Source organism: Streptomyces marokkonensis, assembly GCF_008312835.1.
Classification (GTDB): domain Bacteria; phylum Actinomycetota; class Actinomycetes; order Streptomycetales; family Streptomycetaceae; genus Streptomyces; species Streptomyces marokkonensis_A.
The window spans coordinates 50,611-69,454 of the sequence record NZ_VSKS01000022.1 but is presented as its reverse complement, the minus strand read 5'-3'; the positions used below and the strand labels follow the sequence as shown (position 1 = coordinate 69,454).

Genomic DNA, 18,844 nt, shown 5'->3' with positions numbered 1-18,844 from the left:
CGGCTACTCACATCTGATACAGGGGCACTTGAGCAGACCCCGGCTCAGGCGGCCCGGCCGGGCCGCACGGCAGTCTGTCGTGCATGACCGCTCGCCACTGCTCGCTGCCGCAGCAGCCGGACCCCGCGTATCCGCGGGGACTGGCCGCCGAGCGGCTCGGCGCGCTGACGGCCGGGCGGCGGCTGTGGGTCAACGGCACGGTGCTGCACTACTCCTTCTTCGACGGCGACGACGACGGTTCGGAGATCGCCGTACCCGGGGCCGGGCGGACCCGCTGGGTGCCCTGGGGCGGGGACGGGGAGCAGCAGGCCGTGGTGCGCGCGTGCTTCGAGGAGTGGCGGGGTCTCGGGCTCGGGGTGACCTTCGCCGAGGTCCGTGACCGCACCGAGGCGGAGCTGCGCATCGGGTTCCAGCACGGTGACGGTTCCTGGTCGGCGGTGGGCCGGGACGCGCTGCGGACCGGCGTGCACGAGCGGACCATGAACTTCGGCTGGGACCTGAGCGCGCCGGGCGGACGGGCGACGGCCCTGCACCAGATCGGGCACGCCCTCGGCATGCTGCACGAGCACCAGAGTCCGTACGCCGGCATCCACTGGGACGACGAGGCGGTGTACGCCGAGCTGGCGGGTGCCCCGAACCACTGGAGCCGGGACAGGACCTACCACAACGTGCTGCGCAAGCTGGGTCCGGACGAGGTCAACGGCTCCGTCTGGGACCCGCAGTCGATCATGCAGGACGCGTTCCCGCCGGGGCTGATCCTGGAGCCGGAGCAGTACCGCGGGGGTGTGCACCCGCCGGGGGCCCTGTCCCCGGCCGACAAGGAGTTCGTGCTCCGCCGGTATCCGCCGGCGGCTCCGTCCGCCTCGCCGGCCCTGGAGCCGTTCCGCTCGGTGCCGCTGGGGCTCGGCCCCGGTGAGCAGGCGGACTTCCGCATCGATCCGCCGGAGACCCGCGACTACACGGTGGGCACCTTCGGCGACGCCGACCGGGTCGTCGTGCTGTTCGAGGAGCGGGACGGGGAGCCCCGCTTCCTCGCCGGCCACGACGACGGAGGCACCGCGCACGACGCGACGATCGCGGCCCGGCTGGTCAAGGGCCGCCGCTATCACGTCCGCATCCGCCTGTACTCCGCGTGGGGGCCGGGCGAGACGGCGGTCATGTGCTGGTGACGGCACCGGCCGACGCGGACACCAGAGCCATTTCCGGCGCCGGGGGGCGGCCGGGGGCGTCACCTTCGGGGGAGGGTGACGCCCCCCGGCCCACGCGCGACAAAGGGAGCCGTACCGGATGAATCCGGTACGGCTCCCTGTCGGCTTCCGTCGGGACGACAGGATTTGAACCTGCGACCCCTTGACCCCCAGTCAAGTGCGCTACCAAGCTGCGCCACGTCCCGATGCCCTCACGCGGCGAACCGCGTGATCAAGCAGGTCAACCCTACCTCATGTGAGCGGTGGCCCCGGGACGCCGGGGACGGTCGACGGTGGAGGAGCGCCGACCGGGCAGGTCCGGGCGCGGGTATTGTCCTGTCAAAAGGTTGACATGACGCACGGTGGGCGCAGAGGGTGGGCGGACAGGAGTCGGACCGGGCCGGAGAGAGGCGTTCATGGTGGATGCGCTGGGTGTCGCCGTCGTGGGATTCGGCTGGATGGGGCGGGTGCACACCCAGGCCTACGCGCGCGTGGCGCATCACTATCCGCTGTTGCCCCTGCGGCCTGAGCTGATCACGGTCGCCGAGGAGGTGCCGGGCCGGGCCGAGGAGGCCGCCGCGCAGTTCGGGTTCGCCTCGGCGGCCCGCGACTGGCGCGAGGTGGCCGCGGATCCGCGTGTGCGGGCGGTCAGCATCACCGCCCCCAACTTCCTGCACCGCGAGATCGGCGTCGCGATGGCCGAGGCCGGCAAGCACGTCTGGATCGAGAAGCCGGTGGGCCTCGGCCCCGAGGACGCCCGCGCGGTGGCCGACGCGGTTACCCGGGCAGGGGTGCAGGGCGCGGTCGGCTTCAACTACCGCAACGCGCCTGCCGTCGAGGCGGCCCGCGAGCTGATCGCCTCCGGCGAGATCGGCACGGTCACGCATGTGCGCATCCGCCTCTTCAGCGACTACGCGGCCCATCCGGAAGGCGCCCTGACCTGGCGTTACGAACGGGAGCGCGGCGGCAGCGGGGTGCTGGGCGACCTGGCCTCGCACGGCGCCGACCTGGCCCGCTTCCTGCTCGGGGACATCGCCTCCCTGACCGCCGACACGGCGGTCTTCCTGCCCGAGCGGGCCCGTCCGGCGGGTGCCACCGCCGGCCACTCCCGCGCGGCGGGCGGCGAACTCGGCCCGGTGGAGAACGAGGACTACGTCAACTGCCTGCTGCGGTTCGCCTCCGGCGCGCGCGGGGTGCTGGAGGCCTGCCGGGTGTCGGTGGGCGAGCAGAACAACTACGGCTTCGAGGTGCACGGCACCAGGGGCGCGGTGTTCTGGGACTTCCGCCGGATGAACGAACTCGGCGTCAGCCGCGGCACCGCCTACCAGGACCAGCCCGTCAGCACCGTCCATGTCGGGCCCGGCCACGGCGAGTTCGGCGCCTTCCAGCCGGGCGCCGCGAACGCGATGGGCTACGACGACCTGAAGGTGATCGAGGCCTACCGCTTCCTGCGTTCCGTCGCCGAGGGCGTCCCGCACGGCGCCACCCTCGCCGACGCCGTGTACAGCGCCACGGTGCTGGACGCGATGACGCGGTCCGCGGAGAGCGGGGCGTGGGTGCCGGTGGCGTACTGACGTCTCTCCTCGCCCCGTCCCCGGGAGCTTCCCCCCAGACCCCCTTCGCGCAGTTCCGCGCGCCCCTGAAGGGGCGCGCGGAACTGCGCGAGAACCCCCACCCACCCGCGCGCCCGGGACGGGAGGGGGCGGCGAGCGCGGGAAAACCCTTCGGCCCCCACCCGTCGCGTCAGGCGTTCTCCCTTCGCCCCAGCCACCACTTGACCGGCACCAGCACCAGCCACCACCACATCGCGGCGGTTCCGATGAGCAGGGTCAGGGGGATGGTCACGAGGAAGACCACCACCGTCGCCCCCAGGTCCGCGGTGGAGAGCACCTCGTCCCGCACGGGTGCGGCTCCGCCGCGCAGCCAGGGGCGCCGGGCCACCAGGGCGGCGAGCGCGAGGTGGACGGCGCCGAGCGAGGCGACCACCGCCGAGTAGATGACCACCGAGACGCGTTCGTCTCCGTACTCGGAGACCAGGGCGGTGGGGAACGGCACCAGCGCCGCCAGTCCGAGACCGAGCACGGTCAGCGCGATCACGTCGCCGTCCACCTGCTGGACGCCGCGGAAGATCGCCCGGTGCTCACGCCAGAAGCCGGCCAGCACCGCCAGGCTGATGCCGTAGGCGCCCAGGTTGGGCAGCGTGTCGCTCAGCGCCTGGTGGTACTGCTCGGGGTTCAGCCCCTGGGGCACGGAGATGTCCAGGACCAGCAGGGTGATGGCGATGGCGAACACGCCGTCGGCCAGCGTCACCAGCCGTTCGGGCCCGCCCTCCGGGGTCGGTTTCCTCATGCGCACGACGGTAGGCAGGCCCGGCCCGGCGGGCGGGGATACACGCCCGGTCCGGGGTGCGCTCCCCGCGGACCCTCACCCGGCCAACGCCGTGGGGGGCATGTTGTAGGGGGTCACCACCTGGATGGCGGAGGGCAGGGTGGGCCCGGCGGGGGGCAGCGCGCCGTGGGCGCGCATCACGAGGTGGCAGGCCTCGCGCATGTCGTGCCGCAGATCGTGGTGGAGCACCGCGGACAGCCGGTGCTCGCGCAGCAGCCGGGTGTTGTCGTGGTCGAGGTCGTGCGCCACGAAGACGGCGCACTCGCGCCCGGCGTCCTCGAAGGCCCGCAGGGTGGCGATGTTGCCGCCGCCGATCGAGTACACCGCGCGGATCTCCGGGTCGCGGTCCAGTGCGTCCCGGACCAGGTCGTACTGGGTGGCGTCCAGGCCCTGCCCCTCGGTGATCTCGACCAGGGCCCGCCCGGGGTACCGGGCGCGCATGGCGCTGCGGAAGCCCATCTCGCGCTCCTCCTCGTTGCGGAAGAAGCCGCTGGACAGGCTGGTGAGCACGTTGCCGGGGCGGTCGCCCAGCCACTGCCCCATGAGGTAGGCGGCGGTGGCGCCCGCCGCCCGGTTGTCGCTGCCGACATGGCCGAGCCGGGCGCTCGCGGGCAGGTCCGTCACCAGGGTCACGACCGGGACGCCCGCCGCCGCGAGCCGGCCGACGGCCGCGGTGATCTCGGGGACGTCGGGCGCCTTGAGGATCACGCCCTGCGATCCGCGCCGGCCGATCCGGTCGAGGACCGCGACCAGTTCCCCCGCCGGGCCCGTCTCGCGGAAGTGGAAGCGGGAGCGGACCACCGCCGGGTGCAGGGAGGGCAGTTCGGCCTCCAGGGCGGCGCGGACGGCGGTGGAGAACCGCTCCGGCGACTGCATCACGATGTCCACCATGAAGGTGCGGCCGACGAGACGGACCTGGGTGCGCTGCCGGTCCAGGTCGGCCATCGCCCGGTGCACCTCTCGCGCGGTGCTCTCCCGCACTCCGCCCCGGCCGTTCAGGACGCGGTCCACGGTGGCCTCGCTCAACCCGGCCTGACGTGCGATTTCCCTGATCGGGAAGGGGTGGCCCATGCGGATGCTCCTGAGGGGTTTTTGATGGCTTCCTGCTGGTTGTTCGAAGGGTTTGTACTGACAAGAATGACATCAGCCGCGTCGCTCCGTGACCCGAAGGGACGACTTCATGTCCGCATCCTCCTCCGTGCAGGACCCCGCGCCGGCCGCCTGGCTCTCCGAGCGGGACTGCGACCTGGAGACCTTCCGCGCGCTGGTCGAGCAGGAGACCGGCCTCGCCGCCCACCCGCACGCCAGTGCCGTCGAGCGGAACGTGCTGCTCTACGACGCCGAACGGCTCGCCCTCGCCGACCGCCGCGCCGCACAGGCCGAACTGGTGCGCGCCCTCGCCGAGGGCCCCGGCATCGTGGTCGTGCGGGGTGCCTTTCCCGACCCGGCGGTCGTGGACCGGACCACCGCCGTGTTCGACGCCCTGATCGCCGAGCAGCGCGCCTCGGGCGCCACCGCCGGTGACCACTTCGCCAGGCCGGGTGCCAACGACCGGGTGTGGAACGCCCTGGAGAAGGCGGCCCTGTACGATCCGCAGGCGTTCGCCGACTACTACGCCAACGATGTGATCGCCCTGGTCTCCTCGGCCTGGCTCGGCCCCGGCTACCAGGTCACCTCCCAGGTGAACGTGGTCAACCCGGGCGGCGCCGCGCAGACGGTGCACCGCGACTACCACCTCGGGTTCCTGTCCAACGACGTCGCCGCCGCCTACCCGGCGCAGGTGCACCGCCTCTCCCCCGCGCTCACCCTCCAGGGCGCGGTGGCGCACTGCGACATGCCCGTCGAGTCCGGGCCCACGCTGTACCTGCCGCACTCGCAGAAGTACGAGCCCGGCTATCTCGCCTGGCGGCTCCCGCGGTTCCGGGCGTACTTCGAGGAGCACCACGTCCAGCTGCCGCTCGCCAAGGGTGACGCGGTGTTCTTCAATCCGGCGCTGTTCCACGCCGCCGGCGCCAACCACTCGGCGGACATCCGGCGCATGGCCAACCTGCTGCAGGTGTCCTCCGCGTTCGGGCGGGCCATGGAGACCGTGGACCGCGAGGCGGTGGCGAGCGCCGTGTACCCGGTGCTGCTGGGCCGCAAGGCCGAGGGCGCCGGAGAACAGTGGCTGGAGAACGTGATCGCGGCGAGCGCCGAGGGCTACCCCTTCCCCACCAACCTCGACAACGACCCGCCTGTCGACGGTCTGGCCCCGCCCTCGCAGGCCGACGTCGTGCGCCGGGCGCTGCGCGAGGGGTGGACCCCGCGGACCCTGCGGGGCGAACTGCGGGCCGGCACCAAGCGGCGCGAGAGCTGACGCGAGAGCTGAAAGGAATCCGGAGCAGATCATGGGACTTCTCGACGACAAGGTCGTCCTCGTCAACGGCGGCAGCCAGGGCGTCGGTGCCGCCATCGCCCGCGCCGCGGTCCGTGAGGGGGCGGTCGTGGCCGTCAGCGGGCGGCGCCCGGAACCCGGTGAGGCGCTGGTCACCGAGCTGACGGCCCGGGGCGGCAAGGCGTTGTTCGTACGGGCCGACCTGGCCGACGCCGAGCAGGCCCGGGCCTCGGTCGCCCGGGTGGTGGAGGCGTACGGCCGGGTCGACTGCCTGGTCAACTCCGCGGGCCTGACCGCGCGCGGGACGCTCCTCGACACCACGCCCGAACTGTTCGACCAGCACGTCGCGATCAACCTCAGGGCGCCGTTCTTCGCGATGCAGGCCGCCGTCGCGGACATGGTGCGGCGCGAGGAGCCCGGCACGATCGTCAACATCATCACCTCGTCGGCGCACGGCGGGCAGCCCTTCCTCGCGCCGTACGTCGCCGCGAAGGCCGGGCTGATCGGCCTGACCCGCAACGCGGCGCACGCCCACCGCTGGGACCGGATCCGGATCAACGGGCTGAACATCGGCTGGACCGCCACCGAGGGCGAGGACGCCACCCAGCGCACCTTCCACGGTGCCGGGGACGACTGGCGCGAACAGGCCGCCGCGCGGCTGCCGATGGGCAGGCTCGGCCGGCCGGACGAGATCGCCGACTTCGTGGTCCTGCTGCTCTCGGACCGCTCCGGTGTGGTCACCGGGTCCGTGATCGACTGGGACCAGAACGTCCTCGGCGGCCTCGACTGAACCCCCCTCACCCGCTCGTCCGCACCACCCGCACCCAAGGAGCACCGCCTTCATGCGTATCGGAATCCTCGGCCTCGGCCGCATCGGCGCCTTCCACGCCGAGACCCTGTCCGGGCTCGACGCCGTCGAGTCCCTCGTCGTCTCCGACCCGTTCACGGACGCCGCGAAGACCGCCGCCGAGCGGTTCGGCGCCGAGGTCGCGGACTCCCCCGAGGCGGTGCTCGCGGCCGGGGTGGACGGCGTGGTCGTCGCCGCGGCGACGGACGCCCACCCGGCGCTGATCCTGGCCTGCGCGGAGGCGGGCGTCCCCGTCTTCTGCGAGAAGCCCGTGGCCCGCACCATGGCCGAGGGGGTGAAGGTGCTGAAGGCGGTCGAAGGGCGGGACGTGCCGATCCAGATCGGCTTCAACCGCCGCTTCGACGCCGGCTTCGTCGCCGCCCGGGCCGCCGTACGGGGCGGGGAGCTGGGCAGGCTGCACACCGTGCGCTCGACCACGCTCGACCCGGCGCCGCCGCCGGCCGCGTACATCGCCGCGTCCGGGGGCATCTTCCGGGACTGCTCGGTGCACGACTTCGACATCATCCGCTGGGTGACCGGACGCGAGGTGACCGAGGTGTACGCGGTGGGCGGCAACCGGGGCGCCGACTACATCAGGGAGGCGGGCGACGCCGACACCACGGGAGCGGTCCTCACCCTGGACGACGGCACCATCGCGGTGGTCTCCAACAGCCGTCACAACGCCCGGGGTTACGACGTCCGCATGGAGCTCCACGGTTTCCACGACTCCATCGCGGTGGGTCTGGAGGACAAGCTGCCGCTGCGGTCGGTGGAGCCGGGCGTGACCTTCCCGGCCGGCACCCCCCACGACTTCTTCATGGACCGCTTCACGGCCGCCTACCGGGCCGAGCTGACCGCGTTCACCGAGGTCGTGGCCGGTTCCCGTCCCTCGCCGTGCACGGTCGCGGACGCCCTGGAGGCCGGCTGGATCGCCGAGGCGTGCACACTGTCGCTGCACGAGCACCGTCCCGTCACCGTCGAGGAGGTACGGCAGGCATGAGCGAACCCGGCCGGGAACCGCTGCGCATCGCGATCCTGGGAGCCGCGCGGATCACCGGGCGCTCCCTCGTCGCCCCGGCCCGGGCGGGCGGCCACCGCCTGGTCGCGGTGGCCGCCCGCGACCGCTCCCGCGCCGAGGCGTTCGCCGCGGCGCACGGCGTCGAGCGGGTCGTCGGCACCTACGCCGACCTGCTGGCCGATCCCGAGGTCGACGTCGTCTACAACCCCCTGGCCAACGGTCTGCACGGCCCGTGGAACCTCGCGGCGCTGGCGGCCGGAAAGCACGTGCTGACGGAGAAGCCGTCGGCGAGCAACGCCGCGGAGGCGGAGGAGGTGCGGGAGGCGGCCGCGAAGTCCGGCACCGTCTTCATGGAGGCCTTCCACTACCTCTTCCATCCGGTCACCCGCCGGCTGCACGAGCTGCTGGACTCCGGTGAGCTCGGCGAACTGCGCCGTGCCGAGGCCATGGTGGCGATCCCCGCCCCGGAGGCGGACGACCCCCGCTGGTCGCTGCCCTTGGCCGGGGGCGCCCTGATGGACCTCGGCTGCTACGGCGTGCACGCGCTGCGCATGCTCGCCCCGTGGGCGGGCGGCGCACCGCGCCCGGTCTGCGCGCGGGCGGGTGAGCGGGCGGGCGCTCCGGGCGTGGACGAGTGGCTCGACGCCGACTTCGCGTTCCCGGGCGGCGCGACGGGCACCGCCCGCTGCCACATGGCGTACGATCGGCTGGAGATGAGCATCCGGGTGGTCGGCGACCGGGGCGAGGCGACGGCCCCGAACTTCGTGCTGCCGCAGCAGGACGACCGGATCGTGATCCGCACCGCGGACGGCGAGCGCACGGAGCACCTCGGCACCCGGTCGTCGTACACGTACCAGCTGGAGGCGTTCGCCGCCCGGGTGCGCGAGGGCGCGCCGCTCGCGCTGGGCCCGGACGACGCGGTGACGACCATGCGGCTGATCGACGCGTGCTACGGGGCGGCGGGTCTCGCTCCGCGCCCGCGGACCACGAGGGGCTGACACCGCGGGGCTCACACGTGTGACGGCCGCCCCCGAGGGGGCGGCCGTCGCGCGTGGTGTCAGCGGTACAGCGGCGGCTTCTCCACCAGGTCGACCGCCACCCGGCCGCCGTCCTCCAGCGCCCGGACGCCGGCCTCGCAGACGGCCGCGGCGGCGTAGCCGTCCCAGGTGCTGGGGCCGGTGACCTCGCCGCGGAGGGTGGTGTCGACCCAGGCCCGGATCTCGTCGTCGTAGGCCTGGGCGAAGCGGTCGGTCCAGTCCTGGGCGATGGTGCCGCCCCAGCGGCCCGCCATGTGGGTGACCAGGGCGTGGCCGTCGCCGATGCGGGCGGTGCCGCGTTCGCAGACCGCCTCGGCCTGCACCTGGTAGCCGAATTGGCAGTTGACGAAGATCTCGACGTCCGACAGCGCGCCGCCGTCGGTCTCCAGGACGACGAACTGCGGGTCGCGCAGTCCCTCGGGGGCGCCGGCCGACGGAGTGGGGCGCAGGACGGTGACGGCGGTGATCTCGTGGCCGAGGAGCCAGCGGGTGGCGTCCACCTCGTGGGCGACGGAGTCGCTGATGAGCATGGCACTGGTGAAGAAGGGCGGGCTGGCCACGTTGCGGTGCCGGTTGTGCAGCATCAGGGGGCGGCCGAGCCGGCCGCTGTCCAGGAGGGCCTTGAGCGCCACGTACTCGGTGTCGTAGCGGCGCATGAAGCCGACCTGGACCCTTCGGTGGCCGAGGGCCTGTTCGGCTTCCATGACGCGCAGGGCGGAGGCCGCGTCGGGGGTGAGCGGCTTCTCGCACAGGACGGGCAGATCGTGCTCGAACGCGGCGAGCAGGGCGGCCTCGTGGGCCGGCCCCGGAGAGGCGACGATCACGGCGTCGACGTCGGCCGCCGCCATCGCGGCGGCCGGGTCGGTGTGGGCAGTGCAGCCGTCGACGCCCGCGGCGACGGCCCTGGCCCGTTCGGCGTCGACGTCCACGACGGCGGTGACCCGCGCGCCGCTGATGACCCGGTCGATCCGGCGTACGTGGTCCGCGCCCATGCGGCCGGTGCCGATGACGGCGACGCCCAGGGGCTCGCGCCGGTTCATCTCCCGCCTCCCTCCCGGGTCGTCAGGCGCCGCAGGAGCGGAGGAACCTGCGGGTGCGTACGGCGATCGGCAGGGGCTTGTCCGGCTCGCAGGGGTACATGTCCTGCTCGACGATGGCGAACAGGTCCACGCCGAGCTTCTGGGCGGCCGTGAGGACCGGTCCCAGCTCGGGGACGCCCGCAGGCGGTTCGCACATCACCCCGCGCTGGACGGCGGGCCCGAACGGGATCTGGTTCCTGACGACGTCGGCGAGGATCTCCGGGTCGACCTGCTTGAGGTGGAGGTAGCCGATGCGCTCGCCGTAGGTCTCGATCAGCTTGACGCTGTCGCCGCCGCAGTAGGCGTAGTGACCGGTGTCCAGGCAGAGGCTGACCAGGCCGGAGTCGGTCGAGTCGAGGAAGCGCTCCACGTGCTCCTCGGTGTCGATGTGGGTGTCGGCGTGCGGGTGGACGACGATGTCGAGCCCGTACGTCTCCTTCACCTCGCGGCCGAGGCGTTCCATGCCCCGGGTGAGGTGGCCCCACTGCTCGGTGGTGAGCTCCGGCGGCTCCAGGATCTCGGCGGTCTTGTCGTCGCGCCAGAAGGACGGGATGACGACGAGGTGCTTCGCGTCCATGTCCCGGGTGAGGGCGGCGACGCGGCTGACCTGCTCCCAGGTGGAGTCCCACTCGGACGGGCCGCGGTGCAGTCCGCAGAAGATGGTGCCGGCGGAGACCCTCAGGCCCCGCCGCTGCACCTCGTCGGTGAGGCGGGCCGGGTCGGTGGGGAGGTAGCCGTAGGGGCCGAGTTCGATCCAGGAGTAGCCGGCCTCGGCGACCTCGTCGAGGAAGCGCTGCCAGGGCACCTGCTGGGGGTCGTCGGGGAACCAGACGCCCCAGGAGTCGGGGGCGGAGCCGACCCGGATGCGGTCGAGCGCGACTGCCATGTCAGGACTTTCCTTCCGGAGTTGCGGCCACGGGGGCCTGCAGGTCGCCCTCCTCGGGGAGCCCCGCGGTGTCGACACCGCGGACCTGCGCCAGCTCGTGCTTGAGGGCGGCCAGTTCGGCGCCGCCGGCCATGTGGTTGGTCAGCTCCTCGAGGCTCACCTCGCTGCGGTCGGCGCTGAGCTCCATGGTGCCCAGGCGCAGCACGCTGAAGTGGTCGCCCACCATGTACGCGTGGTGCGGGTTGTGGGTGATGAAGATGACGCCGAGGCCGCGGTCGCGGGCCATCGCGATGTACTTCAGGACCACGCCGGACTGCTTGACGCCGAGGGCGGCGGTCGGCTCGTCGAGGATGAGGACGCGGGCGCCGAAGTAGACGGCGCGGGCGATGGCGACGCACTGGCGCTGGCCGCCGGAGAGCGTGCCGATGGGCTGCTCCAGGTCGTCCAGGACGATGCCCATGTTGCGCAGTTCCTCGTCGGCCGTCTTCTTCATCCGGTCGATGTCGAGGCGGCGGACGGGCCAGGGGCCCTTGGTCATCTCGGAGCCGAGGAAGAAGTTCCGCCACACCGGCATCAGCGGCACGACCGCGAGGTCCTGGTAGACGGTGGCGATGCCCTTGTCGAGGGCCTCGCGCGGGGTGGAGAAGCGCACCGGCGCGCCGTCGACGAGGAATTCGCCCTCGGTGTGCTGGTGCAGCCCGGAGATGATCTTGATGAGGGTGGACTTGCCGGCGCCGTTGTCGCCGAGGACGCAGGTCACCTTGCCGGGGTGGACGGTGAGGTCGACGCCGTGCAGGGCGCGGATGTTGCCGTAGGACTTGCCGGCCGCGCGCAGCTCGACCAGGGGGCGGTCGCCGTCGGCCGGGGTGTCCGTCAGGACGGCACCGTGGGTGCCGGTGGTCTTGTCGGTCATTGCGGTCACCTCCGGGTCGCCGTGCGCTGGACCCACAGATTGATGAGGACGGCGCCGAGGAGCATCACGCCGAGGAAGGCCTTGAACCAGTCGGGGTTCCAGCCGGCGTAGACGATGCCCTGCTGCACCATGCCGAACATGAAGGCGCCGAAGACGGGGCCGATCGCGGAGCCGTAGCCGCCGGTCAGCAGACAGCCTCCGATGACCGCCGCGGCGATGTAGATGAGCTCCTGGCCCACGCCCTCGCCGGACTGCACGGTGTTGAAGGAGAACAGGTTGTGCATGCCGACGAACCAGGCGCCGAAGCCGACCAGCATGAACAGCGAGATCTTGGTGAAGGTGACGGGGACGCCGACCGCGCGGGCGCTCTCCTTGTTGCCGCCGACCGCGAAGATCCAGTTGCCGTACTTGGTGCGCAGCAGGACCCAGGTGGCCAGGGCGGCGAAGACGAGCCACCACACGACGGTGATCTTCACCTGGACGCCGCCGACGTCGAAGCTGGAGGCGAAGAGTGCCTTGGCCTGTTCGAAGCCGTCCATGTCGCTGATGTCGTCGGTGGCGACGTTGCCGGTGACGAGCTTGGTCACCGCGAGATTGACGCCCTGCAGGATCAGGAAGGTGCCGAGGGTGACCAGGAAGCTCGGCAGTCCGGTCCTGACCAGCATCCAGCCGTTGAACATGCCGACGGCGAGGGACACCACCAGGGCGACGATCACGCCCACCCACACGTTCAGGGTGAGCTGGTAGCTGAGCATGCTCGCGGTCAGCGCCGAGGTGACGACGGCGACACCGGCCGAGAGGTCGAACTCGCCGCCGATCATCAGCAGGGCCACGGGCAGCGCCATGATCCCGATGGTCGACGACTGGTACAGGATGTTCGCCATCGAGCTGCCGTCCCGCACCGGCGGGGCGGCGAACAGGAAGAACACCAGGACGGCCACGGCGCCGAGGAACACGCCGACCTCGGGCCGGGCGAGCAGGCGCAGCGCCAGCGGGCGCCGCACCGTCCGGCCGTCGGTCTGCCGGTGGCCGGGGGCCGGCGGTGTGTTCACCGCCGGCTCAGCCTGTTGAGCCATGCTCATCACCGAGTGCCCTTCGCGGCGAACTCGGAGACCGCGTCGACGTTGGACTCGTCGACGAACGCCGGGCCGGTGAGCACCGGCTGCTCACCGCCGCCGCTGTAGTTGCCGTTGTTCTTGTAGAGCCACAGCCCGTCGACGGCGAGGTAGCCCTGGAGGTAGGGCTGCTGGTCCACCGCGAACTGGATGTCGCCGTCCTTGATCGCCCCGGTCAGCTGCTTGTTCAGGTCGAAGGTGGCGACCTTCGCCTTGCTGCCGGACTCGTCCACGGACTGCACCGCGGTCAGCGCGAAGGGCGCGCCGAGGGTGACGACGTAGTCGATGGAGGAGTCCTGCTTGAGCTTGGCGGTGATCGTCGACTTCACCGAGGGCATGTCCGTGCCGTTGACGTTGAGGACCTGGGTCTTGCCCTCGAAGGTCTTCTTCACTCCGTCGCAGCGCTGGGTCAGGCCGACGTTGCCCTGCTCCTGGACGACACAGACGGCGTTCTTCGCGCCGACCTCGTTGAGCTTCTTGCCGAAGGCCTCACCCGCGACGGACTCGTCCTGGCCGAAGAACTCCATCAGGCCGAGGTCCTTCCAGTCGCTCACGCCGGAGTTGAGGCCGACGACCGGGATGCCGGCCGCCTCGGCCTTGGCTATGACGCCCTTGAGCGCGTCCGGCTTGGCGAGGGTGACGGCGATGCCGTCGACCTTCTGGTCGATGGCGTTCTGCACGAGGTTGGCCTGGTTGCCGGCGTTGGGGTCGGCGGAGTAGACGAGCTTGACGTTGTCCTTGTCCGCGGCGGTCTGGGCGCCCTTGCGAACGATGTCCCAGAAGGTGTCGCCCGGGGACTGGTGGGTGACGAGGGCGACCGTCATGCGGGGCGTCGAGGCCTTGCCCGCCGAGGCGTCGGCTCCGCCTTCCTCGGACTTCTTGCCGCCGGAATCGCTGGAACAGCCGGCGAGGGTCAGGGCGGCTGCCGCCGCGACCGCGACGAACGGCGCGATTCTGCGGGAGCGGGTGAGAGAAGAGCGGTCCATCTGTCCTGCACCTCACTGTGCTACGCGGGGAAAGGGCGGGAGTCCGAGGATCCGGCGCCGGGGCCTCGGGATTCCGGGTGTGTGCCGTGGCACACGGCTGTCGTGCTGGGACGCGATCCAATCCCCAGATACGGCTGCTGTCAATACTTTGTTAAGACATCATTTCACGCGCTCGTCCGAATGTAAGTACAAACTATTGACATCGCCGCCCTCCGAGACCTACACCTGAGAGGCGGCAGGTCCCTGGAAACCACGCCCCCACCGTTGCAGGGCGTCCTGGGACCCGCATCCTCAAGCGTTTCAGGAGCATCGCTTCATGGCCGACTCACCACAGTATTTCGACCTGATCACCATGGGCCGCATCGGGGTCGATCTTTACCCCCTGCAGACCGGTGTGCCGCTGTCACGAGTGGAGACATTCGGGAAGTTCCTGGGCGGTTCGGCCGCCAACGTCGCGGTCGCGGCCGCCCGGCTGGGCCGCTCCACGGCGGTGATCACCCGTACGGGGGCCGACCCGTTCGGCACCTTTCTGCACGAGGCGCTGAGGGACTTCGGCGTCGACGACCGCTGGGTCACCCCCGTGCCCGCGTACCCCACCCCCGTGACCTTCTGCGAGATCTTCCCGCCGGACGACTTCCCGCTGTACTTCTACCGCCGGCCCAAGGCGCCCGACCTGGAGATCCACAGCCGGGAGCTGGACCTGCCCGCCGTCCGCGCGGCCGGCATCTTCTGGATCACCGGCACCGGCCTCAGCGAGGAGCCGAGCCGCTCGGCCACCCTCGGCGCACTGGCGGCGCGCGACAAGGCCGGCACCACCGTGTTCGACCTGGACTGGCGCCCCATGTTCTGGCGGGACCCGGACCAGGCGCGTCCGTACTACCGCGAGGCACTGCGCCACGCCACGGTGGCGGTCGGCAACCTCGACGAGTGCGAGGTCGCCACCGGGGTGCACGACCCCGAGGCCTGCGCCGAGGCGCTGCTGGCGGCCGGTGTGGAGCTGGCCGTGGTCAAGCAGGGTCCCAAGGGCGTGCTCGCCGTGCACCGCGACGGCACCCGGGCCGAGGTGCCCCCGGTGCCGGTCGAGGTGGTCAACGGCCTCGGCGCGGGAGACGCCTTCGGCGGCTCGCTCTGTCACGGCCTGCTGTCCGGCTGGGACCTGGAGCGGACCATGCGCCACGCCAACGCCGCCGGCGCCCTCGTCGCCTCGCGCCTCGCCTGTTCGTCCGCCATGCCGACCCCGTCGGAGGTCGCGGACCTCCTCGCGCGGGACGCGTCGCCGGACGCGGGCCTGCCGAGCCAGTCCTGAACGGAGCCCTTCCTTGAATCTCAGCATCCCCGACCTCACCACGGTCCGTGCCCGCAACCCCGAGGCCGTCGCCGAGGCGGCCGCCCGCCGGGCCCGGCGTCCGCTGATCGGCGACAGCGGCCGGCTGATGATCGTGGCCGCGGACCACCCCGCCCGGGGCGCGCTCGGCATCGGCGACCGGCGCCTGGCCATGGCCGACCGCGCCGACCTGCTGGAACGTCTCTGCGTCGCGCTGTCCCGGCCGGGCGTGGACGGGGTGCTGGCCACCGCCGACATCCTGGAGGACCTGCTGCTGCTCGGGGCGCTGGAGAACAAGGTCGTCATGGGTTCGATGAACCGCGGCGGACTGGCCGGAGCCTCCTTCGAGATGGACGACCGGTTCACCGGCCACCGCGCCGAGGACATCGCCCGGCTGGGCTTCGACGCCGGCAAGCTGCTGGTCCGGGTCGACTACGACGACCCGGGCTCGCTGACCACCCTGGAGTCCGCCGCGCGCGCGGTCGACGCCATGGCCGCGCACCGGCTGCCGGTGTTCGTGGAGCCGTTCATCTCCCGCCGGCTGGACGGCCGGGTCCGCAACGACCTGTCCGCCGAGGCCGTCACCCGTTCCATCGCCATCGCCTCCGGGCTGGGCGGCACCTCCGCGTACACCTGGCTGAAACTGCCGGTCACCGACGACGTCGACGACATGGCCGAGGTGCTGCGGACCTCGACGCTGCCCGTCGTACTGCTCGGCGGCGAGGTGGGCGACCAGCAGGCGGCGTACGAGCGCTGGGGCAAGGCGCTGCGGCTGCCCACCGTGCAGGGGATGGTCGTCGGCCGCTCGCTGCTCTACCCGGCCGGAGGCAGTGTGGAGACGGCGGTGGACACGGCCGTCGGCCTGTTGTGAGGCACCCGTTCGACCACGGAGGCATGGCATGACGCATCACCTTCCCGCGGGCGAGGCCGCCACCGGCCCCTACGCCGTCGACGTGACCCCTTCGACCGCCGGCTGGGGTTACTCCAGCCTGCGCGTCCTGGAGCTGGAGCCGGGCGGCACGCACACCTTCGACGCCGGTGACAGCGAGTGGATCGTGCTTCCGCTGAGCGGCGGCTGCACGGTCGCGGCGGACGACGACTTCGGCCACGACACCTTCGAACTCACGGGCCGCACCGGCGTGTTCGACGGCGTCACCGACTTCGCCTACGTCCCGCGGGACGCCCGCGCGACGGTGTCCTCGGCCGGCGGCGGACGGTTCGCGCTCACCGGCGCCCGCTGCACCCGCCGGCTGCCCGCCCGCTACGGACCGGCCGCCGACGTGTCCGTGGAGCTGCGCGGCACCGGGAACTGCTCCCGGCAGGTCAACAACTTCGCCGCGGCAGCCCCCGCCGGAGCCGGTGAGGGACAGGGCTTCGAGTGCGACAAGCTCATCGCCGTCGAAGTGCTCACCCCGGGCGGCAACTGGTCCTCCTTCCCGCCGCACAAGCACGACGAGCACCGGCCGGGCGAGGAGTCCGTACTCGAGGAGATCTACTACTTCGAGTTCGCCGGCCACGACGGCACCCCCGGCCTCGGCTACCAGCGGGTCTCCCCCTCCGGCCCGGGCCGCGACACGGACGTCCTGGCCGAGGTGCGCGACGGCGACGTCGTCCTCATCCCGGACGGCTGGCACGGGCCCTCCATGGCCGTGCCGGGCCACCACATGTACTACCTCAACGTCATGGCGGGACCCGAGGCCGAACGCGCCTGGCTGATCTGCGACCACCCCGACCACGCCTGGATCCGCGAGACCTGGCAGGGCCGGCCGGTCGACCCCCGACTCCCCCTCTACACCGCACCGGAGAGGTCCGCATGAGTGCCACCACCCGCCGACTGACGACCGCCCAGGCCCTGGTGCGGTTCCTGTCCGCCCAGTACACCGAGCGCGACGGCGTGCGCCACCGGCTGATCGCCGGCACCTGGGGCATCTTCGGCCACGGCAACGTGGCCGGCATCGGGCAGGCCCTCGTCGAGTACCGCGACGTCATGCCCTACCACCAGGGCCGCAACGAGCAGGCGATGGTGCACGCCGCCGTCGGCCACGCCCGCCAGCTGAACCGGCTCTCGGCGCAGGCGGTGACGACCTCCATCGGTCCCGGGGCGACCAACCTGGTCACCGGCGCCGCCCTCGCCACCATCAACCGGCTGCCGGTGCTGCTGCTCCCCGGCGACTACTTCGCCTCCCGCGTCGCCGACCCGCTGCTTCAGCAGCTGGAGCACCCGGTCGAGGCCGACGTGTCGGTCAACGACACGCTCCGCCCGGTGTCGAGGTACTTCGACCGCGTCACCCGCCCCGAGGCGCTGATCCCCTCCGCGCTGAACGCCATGCGGGTGCTCGCCGACCCCGCCGAGACCGGCGCCGTCACCCTCGCGCTGCCGCAGGACGTGCAGGCGGAGGCGTACGACTGGCCGGAGGAGTTCTTCGCCGAGCGGGTCTGGTCCGTGCGCCGTCCCGCCCCGGACCCGGTGGAGCTGACGGCGGCCGCGGAGGCCGTACGGGCGGCGCGGCGGCCGCTGGTCGTCGCGGGCGGCGGGGTCCACCACAGCGAGGCCGAGGAGGCGCTGAGGGCGTTCGTGGACGCGACCGGCGTCCCGGTCGCCTCCACCCAGGCCGGCAAGGGATCCCTGCGCCACGACCACCCCTCCGACCTCGGCGGCATCGGCCACACCGGCACGGCGGTGAGCGACGGACTCGCCCGCACCGCCGACCTGGTGATCGGCGTCGGCACGCGTTACTCCGACTTCACCACCGCCTCCGGCACCCTCTTCCAGAACCCGGACGTGCGCTTCCTCAACCTCAACATCACCGGCTTCGACGCCCACAAGCTGGCGGCCCGCACCCTGGTCTGCGACGCGCGGACGGGCCTGGAGCACCTCACCGAGGCCCTCTCCGGGCACCGGGTGCCGGAGTCGTACGAGGCGGAGTACCGGGCCGGCAAGGAGCGCTGGGAGCAGGTGGTCGAGGCCGCCTACCGGGCCGACGACGACGCGGCCGTGCCGACCCAGACCCAGGTGCTGGGCGCGCTGGACTCGGTCGTCGGCGACGAGGACGTGGTGATCAACGCGGCCGGTTCGCTCCCCGGCGACCTGCACAAGCTGTGGCGCTCGCGCAGCCCCCGCCAGTACCACCTGGAGTACGGCTACTCCTGCATGGGCTACGAGATCCCGGCCTCACTGGGGGTCCAGCAGGCAGCGCCCGGCACCCCGGTCTGGGCGCTGGTCGGCGACGGCACTTATCTGATGATGCCGACGGAGATCGTCACCGCCGTCCAGGAGGGCCTGCCGGTCAACATGGTGCTCGTCCAGAACCACGGCTACGCCTCCATCGGCGGCCTGTCCGAGGAGACCGGCGGCGAACGCTTCGGCACCGCCTACCGCCACCGGGCCGCCGACGGCGGCTTCACCGGCGCCCCGCTGCCCGTCGACCTCGCCGCGAACGCGGCCAGCCTCGGCATGGACGTGCTGCGCGCCAAGACCGTGCGGGAGCTGCGCGACGCGCTGGCCGAGGCCCGCGCGTCCGACCGTCCGACGTGCGTGTACGTCGAGACGGACCCGACGCCCAGCGCTCCCCCGGCCGAGGCATGGTGGGACGTCCCGGTGGCCGAGGTGGCGTCCCGCGAGGCGGCGCTCCGGGCCCGCGAACGGTACGACTCCCAGGTCGCCCGCCGTCGCCGCCACCTCTGAACCCG

At 72.3% G+C, this 18,844-nt stretch carries 17 protein-coding genes and 1 tRNA gene; 10 read left to right on the top strand and 8 right to left on the bottom strand.

Going from position 1 to position 18,844, the window contains the following annotated elements; all coding sequences use genetic code 11:
* Nucleotides 1-83: 83 nt before the first annotated feature.
* A complete protein-coding gene (locus F1615_RS29625; protein ID WP_149552126.1) occupies nucleotides 84-1,169 on the top strand; it encodes a M12 family metallopeptidase in 1,086 nt (361 codons plus the stop codon).
* 150 nt (nucleotides 1,170-1,319) lie between these two features.
* On the opposite strand, the gene F1615_RS29620 is transcribed toward F1615_RS29625, so the two are convergent.
* A tRNA-Pro gene (locus F1615_RS29620) sits at nucleotides 1,320-1,393 on the bottom strand.
* A gap of 210 nt (nucleotides 1,394-1,603) precedes the next feature.
* On the opposite strand from F1615_RS29620, the gene F1615_RS29615 reads away from it, so the two are divergent.
* The gene (locus F1615_RS29615) at nucleotides 1,604-2,761 is read left to right on the top strand and encodes a Gfo/Idh/MocA family protein (protein ID WP_149552125.1); all 1,158 of its coding nucleotides are present in this window, start codon (nucleotides 1,604-1,606) and stop codon (nucleotides 2,759-2,761) included.
* Between the two features lie 169 nt (nucleotides 2,762-2,930).
* Here F1615_RS29615 and F1615_RS29610 read toward each other — a convergent pair whose 3' ends face one another.
* Both F1615_RS29610 and F1615_RS29605 read right to left on the bottom strand, forming a co-directional pair.
* Nucleotides 2,931-3,536: a TMEM175 family protein gene (locus F1615_RS29610; protein WP_244328895.1), complete on the bottom strand. Its 606-nt coding sequence runs from the start codon at nucleotides 3,534-3,536 to the stop codon at nucleotides 2,931-2,933.
* Between the two features lie 75 nt (nucleotides 3,537-3,611).
* The gene (locus tag F1615_RS29605; protein WP_149552124.1) at nucleotides 3,612-4,646 is read right to left on the bottom strand and encodes a LacI family DNA-binding transcriptional regulator; all 1,035 of its coding nucleotides are present in this window, start codon (nucleotides 4,644-4,646) and stop codon (nucleotides 3,612-3,614) included.
* A 109-nt stretch (nucleotides 4,647-4,755) separates the two neighbouring features.
* On the opposite strand from F1615_RS29605, the gene F1615_RS29600 reads away from it, so the two are divergent.
* From F1615_RS29600 to F1615_RS29585, 4 genes are read left to right on the top strand one after another with little or no spacing between them, the layout of a single operon-like run.
* Entirely contained in the window at nucleotides 4,756-5,931 is a 1,176-nt protein-coding gene (locus F1615_RS29600; RefSeq protein ID WP_149552123.1) for a phytanoyl-CoA dioxygenase family protein, read from the top strand.
* Nucleotides 5,932-5,962: 31 nt separating this feature from the next.
* Nucleotides 5,963-6,739: an SDR family oxidoreductase gene (locus tag F1615_RS29595; protein WP_149552122.1), complete on the top strand. Its 777-nt coding sequence runs from the start codon at nucleotides 5,963-5,965 to the stop codon at nucleotides 6,737-6,739.
* 52 nt (nucleotides 6,740-6,791) lie between these two features.
* Nucleotides 6,792-7,796: a Gfo/Idh/MocA family protein gene (locus F1615_RS29590; RefSeq protein WP_149552121.1), complete on the top strand. Its 1,005-nt coding sequence runs from the start codon at nucleotides 6,792-6,794 to the stop codon at nucleotides 7,794-7,796.
* Nucleotides 7,793-8,812, top strand: a complete 1,020-nt coding sequence (locus tag F1615_RS29585) for a Gfo/Idh/MocA family protein (protein WP_149552120.1) — start codon at nucleotides 7,793-7,795, stop codon at nucleotides 8,810-8,812. The genes F1615_RS29590 and F1615_RS29585 overlap by 4 nt, the downstream gene beginning before the upstream one ends.
* A gap of 59 nt (nucleotides 8,813-8,871) precedes the next feature.
* Here F1615_RS29585 and F1615_RS29580 read toward each other — a convergent pair whose 3' ends face one another.
* Genes F1615_RS29580 through F1615_RS29560 form a run of 5 tightly spaced genes read right to left on the bottom strand, consistent with a single transcriptional unit; the run spans nucleotide 8,872 to nucleotide 13,830 of the window.
* Nucleotides 8,872-9,891: a Gfo/Idh/MocA family protein gene (locus tag F1615_RS29580; protein WP_149552119.1), complete on the bottom strand. Its 1,020-nt coding sequence runs from the start codon at nucleotides 9,889-9,891 to the stop codon at nucleotides 8,872-8,874.
* A 22-nt stretch (nucleotides 9,892-9,913) separates the two neighbouring features.
* Entirely contained in the window at nucleotides 9,914-10,816 is a 903-nt protein-coding gene (locus F1615_RS29575; protein ID WP_149552118.1) for a sugar phosphate isomerase/epimerase family protein, read from the bottom strand.
* Between the two features lies 1 nt (nucleotide 10,817).
* Nucleotides 10,818-11,729, bottom strand: a complete 912-nt coding sequence (locus F1615_RS29570; RefSeq protein WP_149552117.1) for an ATP-binding cassette domain-containing protein — start codon at nucleotides 11,727-11,729, stop codon at nucleotides 10,818-10,820.
* 5 nt (nucleotides 11,730-11,734) lie between these two features.
* Nucleotides 11,735-12,811 carry an ABC transporter permease gene (locus F1615_RS29565; RefSeq protein WP_167533892.1) on the bottom strand — a complete coding sequence of 359 codons (1,077 nt, stop codon included), beginning with the start codon at nucleotides 12,809-12,811 and terminating at the stop codon, nucleotides 11,735-11,737.
* Entirely contained in the window at nucleotides 12,811-13,830 is a 1,020-nt protein-coding gene (locus F1615_RS29560) for a sugar ABC transporter substrate-binding protein (RefSeq protein WP_149552115.1), read from the bottom strand. The genes F1615_RS29565 and F1615_RS29560 overlap by 1 nt, the downstream gene beginning before the upstream one ends.
* 316 nt (nucleotides 13,831-14,146) lie before the next feature.
* On the opposite strand from F1615_RS29560, the gene iolC reads away from it, so the two are divergent.
* The 4 genes from iolC to iolD are packed head-to-tail and all read left to right on the top strand — an operon-like array spanning nucleotide 14,147 to nucleotide 18,839.
* Entirely contained in the window at nucleotides 14,147-15,136 is a 990-nt protein-coding gene (iolC, locus tag F1615_RS29555) for a 5-dehydro-2-deoxygluconokinase (protein WP_149552114.1), read from the top strand.
* 13 nt (nucleotides 15,137-15,149) lie between these two features.
* On the top strand, nucleotides 15,150-16,025 hold the full coding sequence (locus F1615_RS29550) for a Cgl0159 family (beta/alpha)8-fold protein (protein WP_149552113.1): 876 nt from the start codon (nucleotides 15,150-15,152) through the stop codon (nucleotides 16,023-16,025).
* A gap of 28 nt (nucleotides 16,026-16,053) precedes the next feature.
* Nucleotides 16,054-16,971: a 5-deoxy-glucuronate isomerase gene (gene iolB / locus F1615_RS29545; protein WP_149552112.1), complete on the top strand. Its 918-nt coding sequence runs from the start codon at nucleotides 16,054-16,056 to the stop codon at nucleotides 16,969-16,971.
* Nucleotides 16,968-18,839 carry a 3D-(3,5/4)-trihydroxycyclohexane-1,2-dione acylhydrolase (decyclizing) gene (gene iolD / locus F1615_RS29540; protein ID WP_149552111.1) on the top strand — a complete coding sequence of 624 codons (1,872 nt, stop codon included), beginning with the start codon at nucleotides 16,968-16,970 and terminating at the stop codon, nucleotides 18,837-18,839. The genes iolB and iolD overlap by 4 nt, the downstream gene beginning before the upstream one ends.
* Nucleotides 18,840-18,844: the final 5 nt, after the last annotated feature.